Annotated in this window: 15 protein-coding genes; 5 read left to right on the top strand and 10 right to left on the bottom strand. The window is 61.8% G+C overall.

All coding sequences use genetic code 11. The annotated features are described in order from the left end of the window. Positions 1 to 27 precede the first annotated feature (27 nt). Both J7E24_RS15435 and J7E24_RS15430 read right to left on the bottom strand, forming a co-directional pair. Positions 28 to 381 (bottom strand): DUF952 domain-containing protein, encoded by a 354-nt coding sequence (locus J7E24_RS15435; RefSeq protein WP_215139024.1) that lies wholly within the window; start codon positions 379 to 381, stop codon positions 28 to 30. Between the two features lie 207 nt (positions 382 to 588). Next, positions 589 to 975: a hypothetical protein gene (locus J7E24_RS15430; RefSeq protein ID WP_215139023.1), complete on the bottom strand. Its 387-nt coding sequence runs from the start codon at positions 973 to 975 to the stop codon at positions 589 to 591. Between the two features lie 219 nt (positions 976 to 1194). On the opposite strand from J7E24_RS15430, the gene hppD reads away from it, so the two are divergent. Further along, positions 1195 to 2328: a 4-hydroxyphenylpyruvate dioxygenase gene (gene hppD, locus J7E24_RS15425; protein WP_215139022.1), complete on the top strand. Its 1134-nt coding sequence runs from the start codon at positions 1195 to 1197 to the stop codon at positions 2326 to 2328. A gap of 169 nt (positions 2329 to 2497) precedes the next feature. After that, positions 2498 to 4237 carry a phospho-sugar mutase gene (locus J7E24_RS15420; protein WP_215139021.1) on the top strand — a complete coding sequence of 580 codons (1740 nt, stop codon included), beginning with the start codon at positions 2498 to 2500 and terminating at the stop codon, positions 4235 to 4237. 145 nt (positions 4238 to 4382) lie between these two features. Here J7E24_RS15420 and J7E24_RS15415 read toward each other — a convergent pair whose 3' ends face one another. From J7E24_RS15415 to J7E24_RS15380, 8 genes are all read right to left on the bottom strand, one after another. Then, a complete protein-coding gene (locus J7E24_RS15415; protein ID WP_215139020.1) occupies positions 4383 to 4562 on the bottom strand; it encodes a hypothetical protein in 180 nt (59 codons plus the stop codon). A gap of 134 nt (positions 4563 to 4696) precedes the next feature. Beyond that, positions 4697 to 6391, bottom strand: a complete 1695-nt coding sequence (locus J7E24_RS15410; protein WP_215139019.1) for an ABC1 kinase family protein — start codon at positions 6389 to 6391, stop codon at positions 4697 to 4699. 197 nt (positions 6392 to 6588) lie between these two features. After that, positions 6589 to 7098, bottom strand: coding sequence for a phasin family protein (locus J7E24_RS15405; protein WP_215139018.1), 510 nt, complete (start codon positions 7096 to 7098; stop codon positions 6589 to 6591). 171 nt (positions 7099 to 7269) lie between these two features. Continuing rightward, positions 7270 to 8211 carry an alpha/beta hydrolase fold domain-containing protein gene (locus tag J7E24_RS15400; RefSeq protein WP_215139017.1) on the bottom strand — a complete coding sequence of 314 codons (942 nt, stop codon included), beginning with the start codon at positions 8209 to 8211 and terminating at the stop codon, positions 7270 to 7272. A 216-nt stretch (positions 8212 to 8427) separates the two neighbouring features. Next, a complete protein-coding gene (locus J7E24_RS15395) occupies positions 8428 to 9579 on the bottom strand; it encodes a hypothetical protein (RefSeq protein ID WP_251047225.1) in 1152 nt (383 codons plus the stop codon). Positions 9580 to 9696: 117 nt separating this feature from the next. After that, a complete protein-coding gene (locus J7E24_RS15390) occupies positions 9697 to 11001 on the bottom strand; it encodes an aspartyl protease family protein (protein ID WP_215139016.1) in 1305 nt (434 codons plus the stop codon). 73 nt (positions 11002 to 11074) lie between these two features. Beyond that, positions 11075 to 12145 (bottom strand): o-succinylbenzoate synthase, encoded by a 1071-nt coding sequence (locus J7E24_RS15385; protein WP_215139015.1) that lies wholly within the window; start codon positions 12143 to 12145, stop codon positions 11075 to 11077. Positions 12146 to 12284: 139 nt separating this feature from the next. Next, positions 12285 to 12569, bottom strand: coding sequence for a KGG domain-containing protein (locus tag J7E24_RS15380; protein ID WP_215139014.1), 285 nt, complete (start codon positions 12567 to 12569; stop codon positions 12285 to 12287). A gap of 301 nt (positions 12570 to 12870) precedes the next feature. Here J7E24_RS15380 and egtB point away from each other — a divergent pair, with 301 nt between their 5' ends. From egtB to J7E24_RS15365, 3 genes are all read left to right on the top strand, one after another. Next, a complete protein-coding gene (gene egtB / locus J7E24_RS15375; protein ID WP_251047224.1) occupies positions 12871 to 14169 on the top strand; it encodes an ergothioneine biosynthesis protein EgtB in 1299 nt (432 codons plus the stop codon). 167 nt (positions 14170 to 14336) lie between these two features. Next, entirely contained in the window at positions 14337 to 15353 is a 1017-nt protein-coding gene (gene egtD, locus J7E24_RS15370; RefSeq protein ID WP_215139013.1) for an L-histidine N(alpha)-methyltransferase, read from the top strand. A gap of 72 nt (positions 15354 to 15425) precedes the next feature. After that, on the top strand, positions 15426 to 16517 hold the full coding sequence (locus tag J7E24_RS15365; RefSeq protein WP_215139012.1) for a pyridoxal phosphate-dependent aminotransferase: 1092 nt from the start codon (positions 15426 to 15428) through the stop codon (positions 16515 to 16517). Positions 16518 to 16594 lie beyond the last annotated feature (77 nt).

The raw sequence follows: 16594 nt of genomic DNA, 5'->3' as shown, positions 1-16594 counted from the left end.
CCTGTAAGTGCGTAAGTCCTAAGGCCATTACTGCTCCCCCAACTCGGGCGGTAGCGTGGCCGCGCCGCACATGGCCACGGGTAGCGGCCATGTGCGACGCACGGCCGCCAGTGGCACCGGCCCAAACACATGCGGAAACCACGCCTGCCGCCCGGCGGCCCACTCGCGCTCCACCCGCACGCCAGCGGCCAGCATAGCCGTTTCATCCAGTTCCAGCAGCAGCGCGCCGGGGCTGCCGGCGTAGTAGAGCCGGGCCGTTTCGAGCACCTGCCCCAGCTCCGAGGCATGAATAAATCCTTCGGCCGTTAGGTCGGCGCTGGCAAAAAAGCCGGTTTGCTGCGCCCGTTGCCAATCGTCGGGCTGACTGATGCGGTAGAGCACTTCGGGGGGATTTTGAATTTTGGATTATGAATTTTGAATTGCTGGGGCCGCTTACTTCGCTGGATTTTCGGTGCCGGACTTTGGTTTATCCGCTTACCTCAACTTCGCTATACAGCTACAAACACAAAAAAACGGGAGCCCACGACCCTGCCGCCGGCTCCCGTTCTCAATTCCTAATTCAGAATCAAAAATTCACAATTCCCTTTTCTACGCTTTCCATACGTCCTCCTGCACGGCTTTGCCTACCGTCAGCACGAGGCGCACGGGATTGGGCACCAGCGTCAGGCGGGCTTCTTTGCCCGAGTATTTCTCCGAATCGATCCAGACGCCTTCCTTAGGCGTGGGCTTGGGGCCCGGGCCGGCGGGCAGGTAGGCGGTGGGCAGCAGCACGTCGGTATCGGAGCTGAGCTCGTCGTGTACCTTTTCGAGGGCGGCCTCCAGAAACTGGCCGTACGTTTCGTTGAAGTCGTCTTCGAGGTCGTGGAGTTCTTCTTCTACGTCGTCGTAGCGGGCATCGTCGTAGGTGAGCTTCTGCAGCTCGGCTTTCTTATCGATGAGGGCCACGAGGGCACTGTTCAGCTCTTCCGAATTCATAAGGCGAATGGCAATAGGTTCGTCGGCAAAGGTAAGGGCCAGGGGTTGTTTTAGGTTTCTGGTTGCCAATTTATGGCTTTTCGCAAGTTTTTGTGTGCTTAATTTTACTCCGGTGGCCTTGCTGAAGCGCAGGGCCAAAAACCAGAAACCAAAAACCAACAAGTAAAAACCCGTATTTTTACCCAACCCAACAAATTCTCACCCCTCTATCCCTTTTCTATGCAAACCATGACTTCGCCGGCTGTGCAGGCCCACCCCGCCCACGACTTTTTGCCCCTCAACGGCACCGATTACCTCGAATTCTACGTCGGCAACGCCAAGCAGTCGGCCTACTTCTACCAGGCCGCGTTCGGCTTCGAGCTGGTAGCCTATGCCGGCCCCGAAACCGGCGTGCGCGACCGGGCCTCTTACGTGCTGCAGCAGAACAAAATCCGGCTGGTGCTCACTACCTCTCTCCTGCCCGACTCCGACATTACGCGCCACGTAGCCCAGCACGGCGACGGCGTGAAGGTGATGGCGCTGTGGGTGGACGACGCCCGCAAATCGTTCGAGGAAACCACCAAGCGCGGGGCCAAAGTGGCCTTCGAGCCCTACGTTATCGAGGACGAAAACGGCTCGGTCACGCTGGCCGGCATCTACACCTACGGCGAAACCGTGCACACCTTCGTGGAGCGCCGCAACTACAACGGGCCGTTTCTGCCGGGCTTCGTGGCCCGCACCAGCAATGTGCCCCAGGGCAATCCGGTGGGCCTGCAGGTAGTCGACCATTGCGTGGGCAACGTGGGCTGGGGCGAGATGAACCAGTGGGTGAAGTTCTACGAGGATGTGCTGGGCTTCAAGCTGCTCATCACCTTCGATGACGACGACATCAGCACCGAGTATTCGGCCCTGATGAGCAAGGTGGTGAGCAACGGCAACGGCTTCGTGAAATTCCCCATCAATGAGCCCGCCGAAGGCAAGAAGAAAAGCCAGATTGAGGAATACCTCGACTTCTACCACGGCCCCGGCGTGCAGCATATGGCCCTGCTCACCGACGACATCCGCACGACGGTGACGGAGCTACGCCGCCGCGGCGTGGAGTTCCTGCAAGTGCCCGCCACTTACTACGACGACCTGCTGGAGCGCGTGGGCCACATCGATGAGGACCTCGACAGCGTGCGCGCCCTGAACCTGCTCATCGACCGCGACGAGGAAGGCTACCTGCTGCAGATTTTCACGAAGCCCGTTGAAGACCGGCCCACTGTATTCTACGAAATCATCCAGCGCAAAGGCGCCAAGAGCTTCGGCAAAGGCAACTTCAAGGCGCTGTTTGAAGCCATTGAGCGCGAGCAGGGCCTGCGGGGCAACCTGTAACCGCACAGCCCGGTAAAAAACCTGTCATCCTGAGCGAAGCGAAGGACCTTACTACGCTACGATTATTCGTGCTCACGTGGTAGGGTCCTTCGCGCTGCTCAGGATGACAGGTTTTGTATCAAATTTGCCCAACCGAAGCACTACGAACTAACAACTAAGCACTAAACCAATGCCGCTTTCCGACGACCTGCAAACCAAAATAAACAGCTGGCTCACGGCCGATTACGATGCCGATACGCAAGCCGAAATCCGGCAGCAGCTGGCCGATGAAAGCCAGCACGAGCAGCTTTCCGATGCGTTTTACCGCAACCTGGAGTTTGGTACCGGCGGACTGCGCGGCGTGATGGGTGCGGGCTCGAACCGCATGAACCGCTACACGCTGGGCATGGCCACCCAGGGCCTGAGCAACTACCTGCTCCAGTCGTTTCCGGGCCAGGAAATAAAGGTGGCCGTGGCCCACGACTCGCGCCACAACAGCCCCGAGTTTGCGCGCATCGCGGCCGATATTTTCTCGGCCAACGGCATTACGGTGTATCTGTTTGAGGCCCTGCGGCCCACGCCCGAGCTTTCGTTTGCCATCCGCGAGCTGGGCTGCCAGAGTGGCTGCGTAGTGACGGCCTCGCACAACCCCAAGGAGTATAACGGCTTCAAAGTGTACTGGACCGACGGCTCGCAGGTAGTAGCCCCCCACGACCAGAACATCATCCGCGAGGTAGAGGCCATCAGCTCGGTGCGGGAAGTGAAGTTCCAGCCCGACCCCGCGCGCATTCACCTCATCGGAGCCGAGTTGGATGCCGCCTATTTGGCGAAGGTGAAAGGTCTGAGCATCAACCCCGAGGCTATCCGGCGGCAGCACGACCTGAAAATCGTATTCACGCCGCTGCACGGCACCGGCATTACCATGGTGCCGCCGGCCCTGGCCCAGCTTGGGTTCGATAACGTGCACATTGTGGCGGCCCAGGCCACGCCCGACGGCAACTTCCCCACGGTGCAGTCGCCCAACCCCGAGGAACAGGCAGCCATGCAGCTGGCCCTCAACGAAGCCAAGGCCCTCGATGCCGACATCGTGCTGGCCACCGACCCCGACTCCGACCGCGTGGGCATTGCCCTGAAAAACCCGGCCGGCGAGTGGGTACTCGTCAACGGCAACCAGACGGCCGCGCTGCTCACGCACTACGTACTGTCGGCCCGCAAGCAAGCCGGTAAGGCCACCGATAAGGATTTTATCGTGTATACTATCGTCACGAGCGAGGTGCTCGGCGACATTGCCCGTTACCAGGGTGTGAAGGCCTACCGTACGCTAACCGGCTTCAAATATATTGCCGGCATCATTCGGGAGCTGGAAGGCCAGGAAACCTACGTAGGCGGCGGCGAGGAAAGCTACGGCTACATGCTCGGCGACTTCGTGCGCGACAAAGACGCTATTTCGGCCTGCGCGCTGCTGGTCGAAATGGCCGCCGTGGCCAAAGACCAGGGCCACACGCTCTACGAGGAAATGGTGGCCATGTACCTGCGCTACGGTTTCTACAAGGAGCACCTGATTTCCATCACCAAAAAAGGCCAGCGCGGGGCCGAGGAAATTCAGCAGATGATGCGTGAGCTGCGGGCCACCCCACCGGCTATGCTGGCCGGCCAGCCGGTAGTGGAAATGCGCGACTACAAAACCGGCCGCATCAAAGACCTGCGCACCGGCCTCGAAACCGAAACCGGCCTCGAAAGCTCCAACGTGCTCCAGTTTATCCTGGAAGACGGCAGCAAGATTTCGGCCCGCCCCAGCGGCACCGAGCCCAAAATCAAGTTCTACTTCAGCGTAAAGCAGCCGCTGGCTTCCGCCGTTGATTTCGACCTGGCCACCCGCTTGGCTGATGAGAAAATCCAGCGCATCATCCAGGATATGGGCCTGAACTAACCGGATTCAAGCAACGCTACGGCTCAACTCTGTTTTGCGGTACGGATACCAGCAAAGCAAAGCCCCCGCACGGAATCGTGCGGGGGCTTTGCTTTAGCGGGCCGAGGGGCCGGATTACTTGTTGTTCTGGTCGCCGTCCTGAGCGTTATTTCGGATGGACTTTTTCGTCTACTTGGTCGCTGATGGGGGCGCTGGCATCGGTTTCGCCGTCGGGGGCAGTGGTCATTACTTTGGTGGCACCGGTTAGGTTGGTGGCGGTGCTGCCGGTCGTGGTCGAGTATACTTTCTCGTCGTTCTGATCGGTGGTTTTTTTGGAATCGGACATAGCGTGCGGAAATAAGCAGAAAAATAGGCCGGTACCAAGGCGGCACCTGCTATCTGATACGCATGACAGGGGCGGTAGGGTTGGCTTGTGGGTGGCCGATTGGTTCTTCTGCCCGCTCGATTATGCCACCCAGCTTACTCCGGCTTGCGGCGGCGGGGCCGGCGGGTGCCCAGCAGTAGCAGAATCAGGAGTAGCAGCGCGGCGGCGGCCAGGGACCACCAGGTAATAGCCGGCAGGCCCCGGTAGTAGGGCATGGCCGGCGAGTAATTGCCCAACAGGCTCAGGCCGGCAAACAGGATGATGGCCACCGTAACAGCCGCCAGAATGCCGCGGCCCACCAGCTCGTCGGCCTTAGCCATGAGCAGCTGGTAGCCACTGAGCTCAACCCGCACCCGCAGGTCGCCGCGCGAAATTTTGCGCACGATTTGCCGCACATCGGTGGGCAGCGTCTGGAGCAGGGCCAGCAACTGGGTGCCGGTGTACAGGGCTTCGTTCTGGATGTTTTCGCGCGAGTACTGCTCGGCAATGATTTTGGCGCCGTAGGGCCGCACGAACTCAAAGGTGTTGAAGCGCGGGTGCAGCACCTTGCCGATGCCTTCCAGAATCACGAGGGCCCGCAGAATCAGGAACACGGCGCCCGGCACCTGCAGCTTATAGCGGTAAATCACGTCCTGCAGCGAGTCGGCCAGGTCCGACATGCTCATTTCCTTCACATCGAGCGAGGCGAAGTCTTCAATCAGCTGGCTCAAATCGGCCTCGAAAGCCCGCATGTCGGGTATTTCCGCCGTCAGGGCCAGGCGCCGAAAGTTGAGGGCCATGCTGCGCGCGTCCTGCCGGGCCATGCCGATGAATACACCCGCGAAGGCATATTTCTGCTGCTTGGTCAGGCGGCCCACCATCCCGAAATCGATGAGCACCAGCGTGCCGTCGGGGCGCACCAGCACGTTGCCCGGGTGCGGGTCGGCGTGGAAGGCGCCGAACTCGAAAATCTGGGTCAGGTACACGCCCATGCCCACCTCGGCCACCTTCTCGGGGCTCAGGCCCCACTCCAGCAGCTGGGGCTTGTCGGTAATTTTGCAGCCGCTCACAAACTCGATTACCAGCATGCGGCTGGTGCTTAGTTCGCGGTAGGGCTTCGGGATATAGAACGTGTCGTAGTCTTCGTATAGCAGCCGAAACTGCTCCATGCTACGGGCTTCCGAAGTGTAATCCAGCTCCTTGGTCATGCTCCGCTCGAAGGCGTCCACAATGTCCTGGGGGTTGCTCAGGCCCTGTTTTTTGAGGAAGCCGGCCGTCAGGCGCACCAGCTCGTGCAGCAAGCTCAGGTCGGTACGCACCTTTTCCTGCACGCCGGGGCGCTGCACTTTCACCACCACTTTTTCGCCCGTCAGCAGTCGGGCCCCGTGCACCTGCCCAATGCTGGCCGAGCCCAGCGGCACTTCTTCAAAATCGGCAAACACTTCCTCCAGCGGCCGGCCCAGCTCGTGCTCAATTATCTGGCGGGCCTGCGCCACCGGAAACGGCGGCACATTGCTTTGCAGCTTCTCAAACTCATCAATCAGGGGCTGGGGCAGCAAGTCGGCCCGGTTGCTCAGGGCCTGGGCCAGCTTGATGAAGGTGGGGCCCAGCTCCTCGATAATCATCCGGATTCGCTCCCAGCGGGTTGTCTCAAACACGGCCTGCTCGCCCTCCAGCCACGAGCGGCGCCGGCTTTGGGGTACCAGCCGCCGCAGGGCCGTGCTCGTTACCACGTCCTCGAAACCGTAGCGAATCAGCACTTCGGCCACCTGCCGGATGCGCGAAAGATTGGAGATAGTGTTCTTGAACATAGGAACGGCAAGTTACTGCGAAAGTAGAGCCTAAGCGCGGGGTCTGCCCCTACCCTTCTGCTAACCCGACAACCGGACAAAATCAGGTGTTAGCAGCGGGCGGCGAATGGAGCCGCACCCCGCCCCTGCCCCACGAAAAACCCCGCCCGCGAAACACGGACGGGGTTTTTATTCGGCTATTTACGAAGCGTAAAAGCCTACGACTTGCTGTCGTCGGCCTTGTTCTCGGCTTTCTTGGCGGCTCCGGCCGAGCCGGCTGCCGATTTCTGGGTTTTGCCGGCGGCAGTGCTGGTTTTGTCAGCAGCCTTCTTCACGGTGCTGGCAGCTTTGCTGGTGGCGCTGGCGGCTGCCCCTTTGGCGGCGCTGCCGGCCTTAGCAGGTGCGGCCTTCTTGCTACCCGAAGCAGCGGTGCTACCCGTGGCCGACTTGCTGCCGCCCTTGGTGCTACGCTTCAGCTCTTCCAGCTCCGAGTTGGGTGCAACACCCACCGTTTTCAGCATCTTGGAGGCCAGGCTCTGGGCCTGCTTCTCCAGCTCTTTGCGCTTGGCATCGGTGTTTTTCTTCAGGTCGTCCATGATTTTGGCGCCTTCCTTCTCCGAGAGCTTGCTTTCCTTCACCAACGAATCAATGGTCTTCTGCACCCGGTCGTTGGTCAGCGAAACGAAGCCCACACCGGCGTTTACAAACTTCTTGAACAAATCTTCCATGATGAGTTGGGATTGAATGAGTGGAAAGTGAAGGAAACCCGTGAAAGCCATTACCCGCAAGGCAGATAGCCAAAAAGTAGTATGCAAGCCTACTATTTTTTACAAACCTACGAAATACCTGCTATATAGTTCAGCTGCCATGTGTAGTATTTCTGCTGATGCGTCTCATTTTCAGGCGGCTTGGCGGTCTTCATCAGTAGCGGTGGCCGGCTCGGACCACAGTTGCCGCGTGAAATCGGCCACCCGATCGAGGGCTATGTCGGCTTCGGGCACAAAGCGCCAGAACAGGTGCCACCAATGCACCAGCCCGTCGAAAATTTGCAGGGTGGTGGGCGTGCCGGCCGCACGGGCCCGCTCGGCAAAGCGGCGCACATCATCGCTCAGCACTTCGGCATCGGACACCTGCAGCAGCAACGGCGGTAGCCCGTGCAGCTCGGCGCGGGCCGGCGAAATAAGCGGGTGGCTTAGCGGGGTTTCGGCGGCGTAAAGCGGGCCCCAGTTCCGGATTTCCAGCGCCTCCAGCAGCAGGCTTTCGTCGCGGCACACGCTGCGTAGCGTACCGGCGGGCAGTTGCAGGTCGGTCCAGGGCGAGAGGCCCACAGCGGCGGCGGGCAGCGGCTCGTCGGCATCGCGCAGGGCCAGCAGCAGCGCCAGCGCCAGCCCGCCCCCGGCCGAGTCGCCGGCCACGATAATGTCGGCAGGCGCGTAGCCCTGGTTCAGCAGCCAGAAGTAGGCCGTCAGGGCATCTTCGAGGGCGGCCGGAAACGGATACTCGGGGGCTTTGCGATAGTTAATGGCCAGGGCCGTAACGCCGCATTTCTGGGCCAGCCGGCCCACCAACGACCGGTGGGTATTGAGGGAGCCCAGCACATAGCCGCCACCGTGCAGGTACAGCAGCACTCGGCCGGCCACCGCCCCGGCCGGCCGCACCCATTCGGCCGGAATACCTTCTACCTCAACATCCTCCAGAAACACGTTCCAGGGCATAAACTGCCCGAAGGCCAGCAACTCGGCAAACAGGCGCATGGCAGGCAACTGGGGCCGCCGCTCGGCCAGCGGGCCGGTAGCGGCCACCAGCAACTGTTGCAATACCGCGTGTTGAGGCGAAGACATTCTGGAGTTATTTACTTATTGATAAGCAACTATTTACGCATCTGCTTGCTAACAGCCGGTGCTCGTTCTTTTATTGATCTGCAACTAAGCCGATGTAGCGGCGGGGCTTGCCCCGCCCGCCATTGGATAATTGCTGTTGAATTGATTACGCTAGAACGGTGCGAACGGCGGGCGGGGACAAGCCCCGCCCCTACAGCGGCTTAGCTGGTTATGATTTTACTTGATCCGGTGATTTTTGTACCCGCGAATGGCAATGGGAATCCAGCCCAGCAGGGGAATAAAAAACGAGAGCGTGAAGGGGTTACGCCAGAGCATGCGCCAGTAGGCCCCGGGCGTGCGCAGGTCAAGGTCGAAGTGGCGGCGGCCGGCCCGAATGTACTGGCGCTCAAACTCCTGGTACAGCGCGGGCCAGGCCCACGGCAGAAAAAACGGGAAGTAGCGCCAATTGGTTTTGATGCGCTGCCACAACTCGGCCCAGCGGTAGGGCTGCCGCCCGTATTTAGCCACGGCGGCGTCTAGCTCGGTTTGCATGCGGGCGCGCAGCTGCTCCGAAATAGCCCGGTAATCGTCGCGGGTAAGGTCGGCGGGGGCTTTGTCGGTTAGTTCGTAGGGCTTTACGCGGGTACCCAGCACAAAGGTAAGCTTGGCCGGAAACGCCATGTAGAAAAACCAGGGCTGCAGCAGCACCAGTAGCAGCACCGGCCCCACCGGAATAAACGGAATCCCGATTTTCTTGCTCAGCCGGTTCACCCACTCCCAGCTGTAGGTGTGCGGGTTGAGGTATTCGCCGTTGATGGTATAAAACGGGACAATATCGGTGCGGTGCTCAATGCCCAGGCGCACGATGCTGGTGGCCAGGCGCTGGAGCTGATACTTGTTGTTGAACCCCTTGCCGATGCCCGGCACGCCCTCGGGGTACAGCATCAGGTTGTGGTCGTTGTAGTACATCATCGTCTCGAAATTGAGCGTCGTGGCATCCACGCAGCCGGCCCGTTTCCAGAAATCCTTCACCAGGAACGGGTTCATCAAAATCGATTGCGAGAGCATGGGCGCCGACAGCGGCCGGGGCAGGTCGCGCAGGTTGGGCAGGTAGCGCCACAGGTGCGCCAGGGCCACCATGGCATCCCAGGGGAAGGCCATACCCGAGTGGTTGGAGGCGAACAGCAGCGGCCGGTCGGGGCGGTTGCGCTGGGGGTAATCGTCGAAGCCGACCAGCTCGGAGCGAAACCACACCCGGTCGAGCAGCTGCATGATGTTGCGGTCGAGCGTTTCTACAAACTGCTCGTCGAAGTAATCGGAATAGATGTGCTGGTTGGCCACAATGGCCGGCGGTAATCCGGCGGGTGTCGCGGCAGCAGGGTTCGTCATAAAGGGCAGGAAGACGGTCGGGCTTTCAATGTACTGCTTTTAGCCGCCTTCGAGTTGCGCCCCGGTTCGGTAGTTGGCAAATAAGACTGCCCGGCTACGGCAGACCGGCAGCAACGCCTAAATCTGGCGGGTTAGGCGCACGCGGGCAGTTTGCAGCTCATCGGTGCCGGCGCGGCGCACAATAAATAGCAGCTGGCGGCCATCGGCCGAGTGCAGCATCCGGCTGATGTCGGTGAGCGAAAAGAACTCGGCCGGAATCAGGTTGATGGATACAATTTCGTCGTTCACTTTCAGGCCGGCCTGTTCGGCGGGGCCGCCTGGCTCTATCCGTAGCAGGCGGTAGCGCTGGTAGCCAGGCCCAAAGGCCAGCAGATCGAACCCGCACATGTCGTGTTCAAATGGGTCGCGGAACAGGTGGTTGGGCTTCAGCAGCAACTGGTTGTGGGGGTAGTCGATGATGGTGGTGAAGCGCTTGAGCAGCTCGAAGCCCAGGTTGCCGTTGCGAAACGTTTCGGCCCGCCCGGCTACATCGGCCGAATCGGGGTAAGACGTGAGCAGGTTGCTGATGCGGTAGCGGCCCAGCTGCAGGGCCGGCACCCGGCCCAGAAAACCGTTGATGTTGCCATTGAGACCGCGCCCAAGCTGGGTGCGCAGGCGGGCCGGAGGCACGCGCAGGCGCGGGTCGGAGGTGGTTTCGAGCGACAATGCATGGCCGGCCCCGGTATCGAGCACCAGCCGCAGGGGCAGCTGCAGCGAGTCGGACAGTTGCACGGGCAGATTCAGAAAGGCTTTGGCCCCGTCGAACTCCAGCGGCAGGCGGGCCCAGCGGCGGCCGCGGGGCGCCCGGTAGCGGGCGGGGTCATGGAACTCAAGCATTTGCTGCTCGATATCAACCCGTACTACCAGGTTCCGGAATACATCGGCGCCCAGCAGGCCATGCACGGGCACCCCCACATAGCCCGAAATATTCAGCACGTCTTCGGAAAGCATCAGGAATGAGGCGCGGGTAGCCCCCACCTGGCCGGCGAGCTGCACGGCCACGGCCGGCACCCGTACGGCCTCCAGCGCACTTTCTTCGCCGGCCCCCGACACCAGAAACCGGTCGGTGGTAGCCAGGTTCAGCTCGCGGCCCACGGCGGGGTCGGTGATGAGGGAGCTGGCGAGGCCCGTGTCGAGCAGAAAATTATACGGCCCTTGCCCATTAAGCCGGGCTTCTACCACAATCAGATTGCGCTGCAGGGCGAAGGGCACCTTGGCCTGGTGGGCGCGTGGCCGCAACAGCCGAAACACCGGCTCGGCTAGCTGCCCACGGCCCGGCACAACAGGTCCTATCAGCCCTAGTAACAACAGCAGCAGCCAACTCAGCCGCCACGGCCAGCGCTGGTAGTATGCACGCAATAAAGCCCCGATTCGTAGCGGCATACACGGAATAAACGTCCTGGGTAAGGTACTTAAAATTACGCACGAAGCATAATCATTCGGAACCCGCCAAACGCTAGCCCGGCGCCTCCCACACGCCGGCCGGGTGGTAGTGCAGCTGGCCCCCGGCTATGCTGAGCGGGGCCGCCAGGTTGTTGTGGTAGAGCTGGCCCGTACCCAGCCCCTGCGGAAACCCGGGCCGGGCCACTGTGCCGGCCAGCTGGCTGATGGCGTTCAGGCCCACGTTCGATTCGAGGGCCGACGTGAGCCACCAGCCGATGCCGTGGCCCTCGGCCAGCGCGGCCCATTGCTGGCTGGCGGCCAGCCCCCCCAGCAGCGTGGGCTTAAGCACAAGGTAAGCGGGTCGCACCTGCTCCAACAGCTCGGGCTGCCGGGCCGGGTCGGTCAGGCCAATCAGCTCCTCATCGAGGGCTACCGGCACGGGCGAGTGGCGGCACACTTCGGCCATTTTGGCCCATTGCCCGGCGGCAATAGGCTGCTCGATGGAGTGGAGGTCGAAGCGGGCCAGCTGTTCGAGCTTACCCAGAGCCTCGGCCGGCGCGAAGGCCCCGTTGGCGTCTACGCGCAGCGTAAGGCGGTCGGGACCGGCCAGCGCCCGGATATCGGCCAGAATACGCAGTTCGGTGGCAAAATCGAGGCCTCCGATTTTAAGCTTCAGGCAATCGAAACCCGCCGCCAGCTTGGCCTCGATCTGCTCGCGCATAAAGTCAGCATCCCCCATCCATACCAGCCCATTGATAGGCAGGCCCGCTTCGCCCCGGCTGAAGGCGTTGCTGTACAACTGGCGGCGGGCGCCGCGCTGGTAATCGAGGGCAGCCGTTTCGAGGGCGAAGCGCAGGGCCGGCCACTCGGGGCCAACCAACTCGGCCGCTTCGTGGGGCAGCAGCTCGCGCAGCTGGCGGCGGTTGAACTCGCGCACAAACCCTTCGAGCGTGGCCGCAAAATCGGGGCCATAGTCGGGGCTGAGGCCGGCCAGCGGGGCAGCTTCGCCCCAGCCGGCGTGCTCGGGTGCGGCGGTGTCGGAGAGCAACAGGTAATGCACCAGGTGTTCGGTGAGCGCCCCGCGGGAGGTGCGGGCCGGGAAGTTGAAGCGCAGGGCGCGGCTGACGGAGCGAAGCTGAAGCATGGCGGGACAGACGGAAAACAGCCCGCAGCGGCGGGTTAAGGGCAATATACAACCCGGCTACCAACGTCAACGCCGCCTTCCATCCGGAAAGCCCGGACGGAAGGCGGCGTTGGCGTTGGTAACCAGCTAAGTGGGCCGGCTATTGGTCGGTTTTGCTTTTGGCACCGGCCCCGCGCGTTGCCTGGCCACCTTTGCGGCCGGCAACGCGGGCTTCTTCGGAGGTGAAGCGGTGGCCCCGCCCACTTTGGTGTGAGGCGCGGCCTCCCTCGCTGGCAATCCGGCGCTGGGTGGCGGGGTCCATGGCAGCAAAGCCACGGGGGCGCTTGGTTACAGTTTTGTCGGCTGCGGCTTTGGCACCGGCAGTTTTGGTACCGGCCGTTTTGGCAGCAGCAGCAGTAGGACGAGCAGTGAGGTTGGCGTTCATAGTTTCGGAAGGAAGATAGGAGTGGATGACACGGGGAGTAGGCCCTTCAAGTGGCGGTTGGTTGAGAGTGAACCGCGGAGTGGTGTAGCTTCTACGCTCAATAAGAGTCTTTTAAACTTGTATTTATAGCCTTTATCAAGGTTAAAGAAGTAAAATACCACTTTCTACTGACGAGGTAGCCCGTATAACTACGTACCGTCTCCGGTAAATCCGGATGGTTGCTATAGACTTTTACCTCTCCTAAACTAGTCAGCCGGTTTAGCGTTTAGCTGTAACCTCTGCCCCCTACTCGTTCCTGCGTATGCCCGTTTCTCTCGCTTCTACCTTGCCGCCGCCTGCCCGCCTCACGCCTGCCAGCCGGTTTGCGGCCGTGCGGGCGCAGTCGGTAGCCCTGTGCCGGCCCCTGCTGCCCGAAGACACTGTCGTGCAGCCTATGCTCGATGTGAGCCCGCCCAAGTGGCACCTGGCGCACACCACCTGGTTTTGGGAAACGATGCTGCTGCGCGAATACCAGCCCGGCTATCAGGTTTTTCATCCCGATTACGCATTCCTGTTCAACTCCTACTACAACTCGTTGGGCTCGCGCGTGAACCGGGCCGACCGCGGCACCCTGTCGCGCCCGCCCCTGGCCGATGTGTATGCCTACCGCCAAGCCGTGGACGCGGCCATGCAGCAGCTGTTGGCCCAACCCGCCGACAAGTTGCCGCCAGCGTTCTGGGAGGTGCTCGAACTGGGCCTCCAGCACGAGCAGCAACACCAGGAGCTGCTGGCCACCGACATCAAATACATCCTCAGCAGCAGTCCGCTGGCCCCGGCGTATATAGTTGATAACCCGGCATCTTCGCCTGCTTCTTCGGCCCCTGAAGCTGCCTGGCTGCCGGTAACCGGCGGTATGCACCGCATTGGCTTCGAGGGCGAAGGGTTTTGCTTTGATAATGAACAGGCGCCGCACGATACCTACGTGGCCGATTTCGAGCTGCAAAACCGACTGGTGACCAACGCCGAGTATCTGGAGTTTATGGCGGCCGGCGGCTACCAGGATTTCCGTTACTGGCTGGGCGAAGGCTGGGATTTGGTGCAGCAACAGGGGTGGCAGGCGCCGCTGTACTGGCTGGAGCGCGACGGGCAGTGGCTGCGCTTCACCCACCACGGGCTGCAGCCTTTAAACCCAGCCGCGCCGGTTACCCACGTAAGTTTTTATGAGGCTGATGCCTATGCCCAGTGGCGCGGTTGCCGCCTGCCCACCGAGCAGGAATGGGAAATTGCGGCCCGTCAGTTCAATCCCGATCCGGCCGCTGGCACCTTTCTGGAAAGCGGCTTATTCGACCCGCAGCCCCTGCCGCCCGATGCGGCTCCCGGCCAATGCCACCAACTGCTCGGCGACGCCTGGGAATGGACCTATTCGGCCTACCATCCCTACCCCGGCTACCAGAAAGCGGCCGGCCCGCTGGGCGAGTATAACGGCAAGTTTATGCTGAACCAGCTGGTGCTGCGCGGGGGCTCCTGCGCCACGCCCGAAAGCCACATTCGCCTTACGTACCGCAACTTTTTCCATGCCGATAAGCGCTGGCAGTTCACCGGCATCCGCCTGGCCCGTTAGCTGTTAGCTGTTAGCTGTTAGCTGTTAGCTGTTAGCTGTTAGCTGTTAGCTGTTAGCTGTTAGCTGTTAGCTGTTAGCTGTTAGCTGTTAGCTGTTAGCTGTTAGCAAAAAGAACGGAAGCTGTCAGCTAATAGCTATCGGCTAATAGCTTTAAATAGATCCTCCCTATGCCCCACGATACTACTGTTTCGGCCGCTGAAGTGGCTCCGTCTTCCAACTCTATAGCCGACCCCAACTTGCTGCTGCGCGAGCATGTGCGGGAAGGACTTAGCCGGCCATTCAAGGCACTTTCGTCGATGTATTTCTACGACGATGAGGGTAGTCGGCTTTTCCAGCAGATTATGGCTCTGCCGGAGTACTACCCTACCCGCACCGAGTTTGCCCTGCTCGACCACCACCGGGCAGCCATTGCCCGGGCCCTGCGCCCCCAAAATCCGACCGAGCCGTTTTTCCTGCTGGAGCTGGGGGCCGGCGACGGTCTGAAAACCAAGATTCTGCTGCGCGAGCTGCTCGAAGCGGGCGCCCAGTTCACCTATGTGCCGGTTGATATTTCGGCGGCGGCGCTCGATGGGCTGGCCCGCAGCCTACAGGCCGAGCTGCCCGCCCTGCGCGTGGAGCCTGTGGTGGCCGATTACGCCGATGCCCTGGGGCTGATGGCGGCCCGGCCGGGCCGCAAGGCGGTGCTGTTTCTGGGTTCTAACATCGGCAATTTCAGCCCCGAAGACCGCCAGCAGTTTCTGCGGCGCCTCGCCGGCCCGCTCACCCCCGACGACCGGCTGCTCATTGGCTTCGACCTGCAGAAAGACCCGCGCGTGATCCGGGCAGCTTACGACGACAGCCAGGGCGTAACGGCCGCTTTTAACTACAATCTGCTGCACCGCCTTAATCGGGAGCTGGGAGCCGATTTCAACCTCGCCCACTGGCAGCACTACACCGACTACAACCCGCTTACCGGGGCTGTGCGCTCGTTTCTGGCCAGCACCCGCGCCCAAACCGTGCAGTTTGCCGAACCTGGCTGGTCAGTTGATTTCCGAGCCTGGGAGATGATTCATACCGAAAATTCCTTCAAGTTCACCCAACCCGCCATCGAGGGGATTGCGCAGGAAGCGGGCCTGCGGGTAGCGGAGTTTTTCACCGACGAGCAGGACTACTTCGCCGACGTGCTGCTGCGGAAAGACGTTTAGCCTGCAGCGCGAAACCTACCCAGGCTTTCGCGCTGTAACTCCCTTTTTTGGCTTCCACCTGCCTATCTGTACATGCACACTCCTGTTTCGCTGGCTTCGGGCTACGGCAACTTTGCCATCCCGCCTGAGGCGGCCGCTGCTGCTGCCCACGCCTTCCAGACTTCGCCGCTGGCAGTGCTGCCGGCGGCCGGCTCCGAGGCGCTACGGGCCGCGCTGGCCGCCCGCCCCCGTCCGGCCGATGCAGCACCGCTCGGGCCAGCCAACGTGGTGATTACGCCTGGGGCCAAAGCCGCGCTGTTTGCCCTGCTGAAAATCGTACTTCGCCCTAATGATGAAGTGCTGCTGCTTACGCCCGGCTGGTTTGGCTTCGATGAACTGGTAGCCCGCGCCGGTGGCACGCTCCGCACCCTACCGCTCAGCCCCGAAAACAACTACGCCCTGCCACCTGAGCAGCTGCGGGCGGGGCTGGCGGGCGGCCGTACGCGGGTGTTGCTGTTCACCAACCCCGGCAACCCCACCGGCCGCCGCTACAGCCGGGCCGAGCTGGCCGACTGGCTGCAGGTAGCCGCCGATTTTCCGGACCTCTACCTGCTTAGCGACGAGATTTACAACCTCGTTTATTTCGAGGCCGAGCCGCCGGTTTCGCTGCTCGATTTTCCGGATCCGCGTGGCCGGCATCTGGTCGTGAACGGCTTCAGTAAGTCGCTGGGCCTTATTGGTTGGGGGCTGGGCTACCTGGTGGCCCCGGCCCCCGTGGCGGCGGCCTGCGCGGCCTGGCAGCATGCTACGGGGGCGGCCGTGCCCGCACCGCTGCAGGCCGCCGCGCTGGCCGTAACCGAGGCTGCCACCGCAGTGGCTGGCCGCCTGCTGGCACAATTGCGCCCCACCCGCGCCTATCTGCACGATTTTCTGGCGTCGCTGCCCGCCGCCCATCCTCTTCCGGCTGCCACTTATTATGCTTTTCCCGACCTGCGCGCTTACCTGAGCACTGGCCTGCCGCCCGCTACGGCATCGGCCGAGCTGGTAGCCTGCCTGCGGGCAGGCGGCGTAGAAGTGGTAGATGGCGCCGGCTGCCACGCCCCCGGCTTTGCGCGCCTCTCCTATGCCGTACCCGAAGCCGAGCTAGCCCTGGCCTGCAACCGGCTGGCAGCGGTGCTGCGGTAAGGCAGCTAGTGTACAGAACGCCGTTCAGCGAGTGGTGCCGCCTCTTGTTTGGGCTACGGGGTGTGCTGCATACTCGG

The organism is Hymenobacter sp. ISL-91, from assembly GCF_018613725.1.
GTDB lineage: Bacteria > Bacteroidota > Bacteroidia > Cytophagales > Hymenobacteraceae > Hymenobacter.
This window is presented reverse-complemented; position numbering and strand designations above follow the sequence as displayed.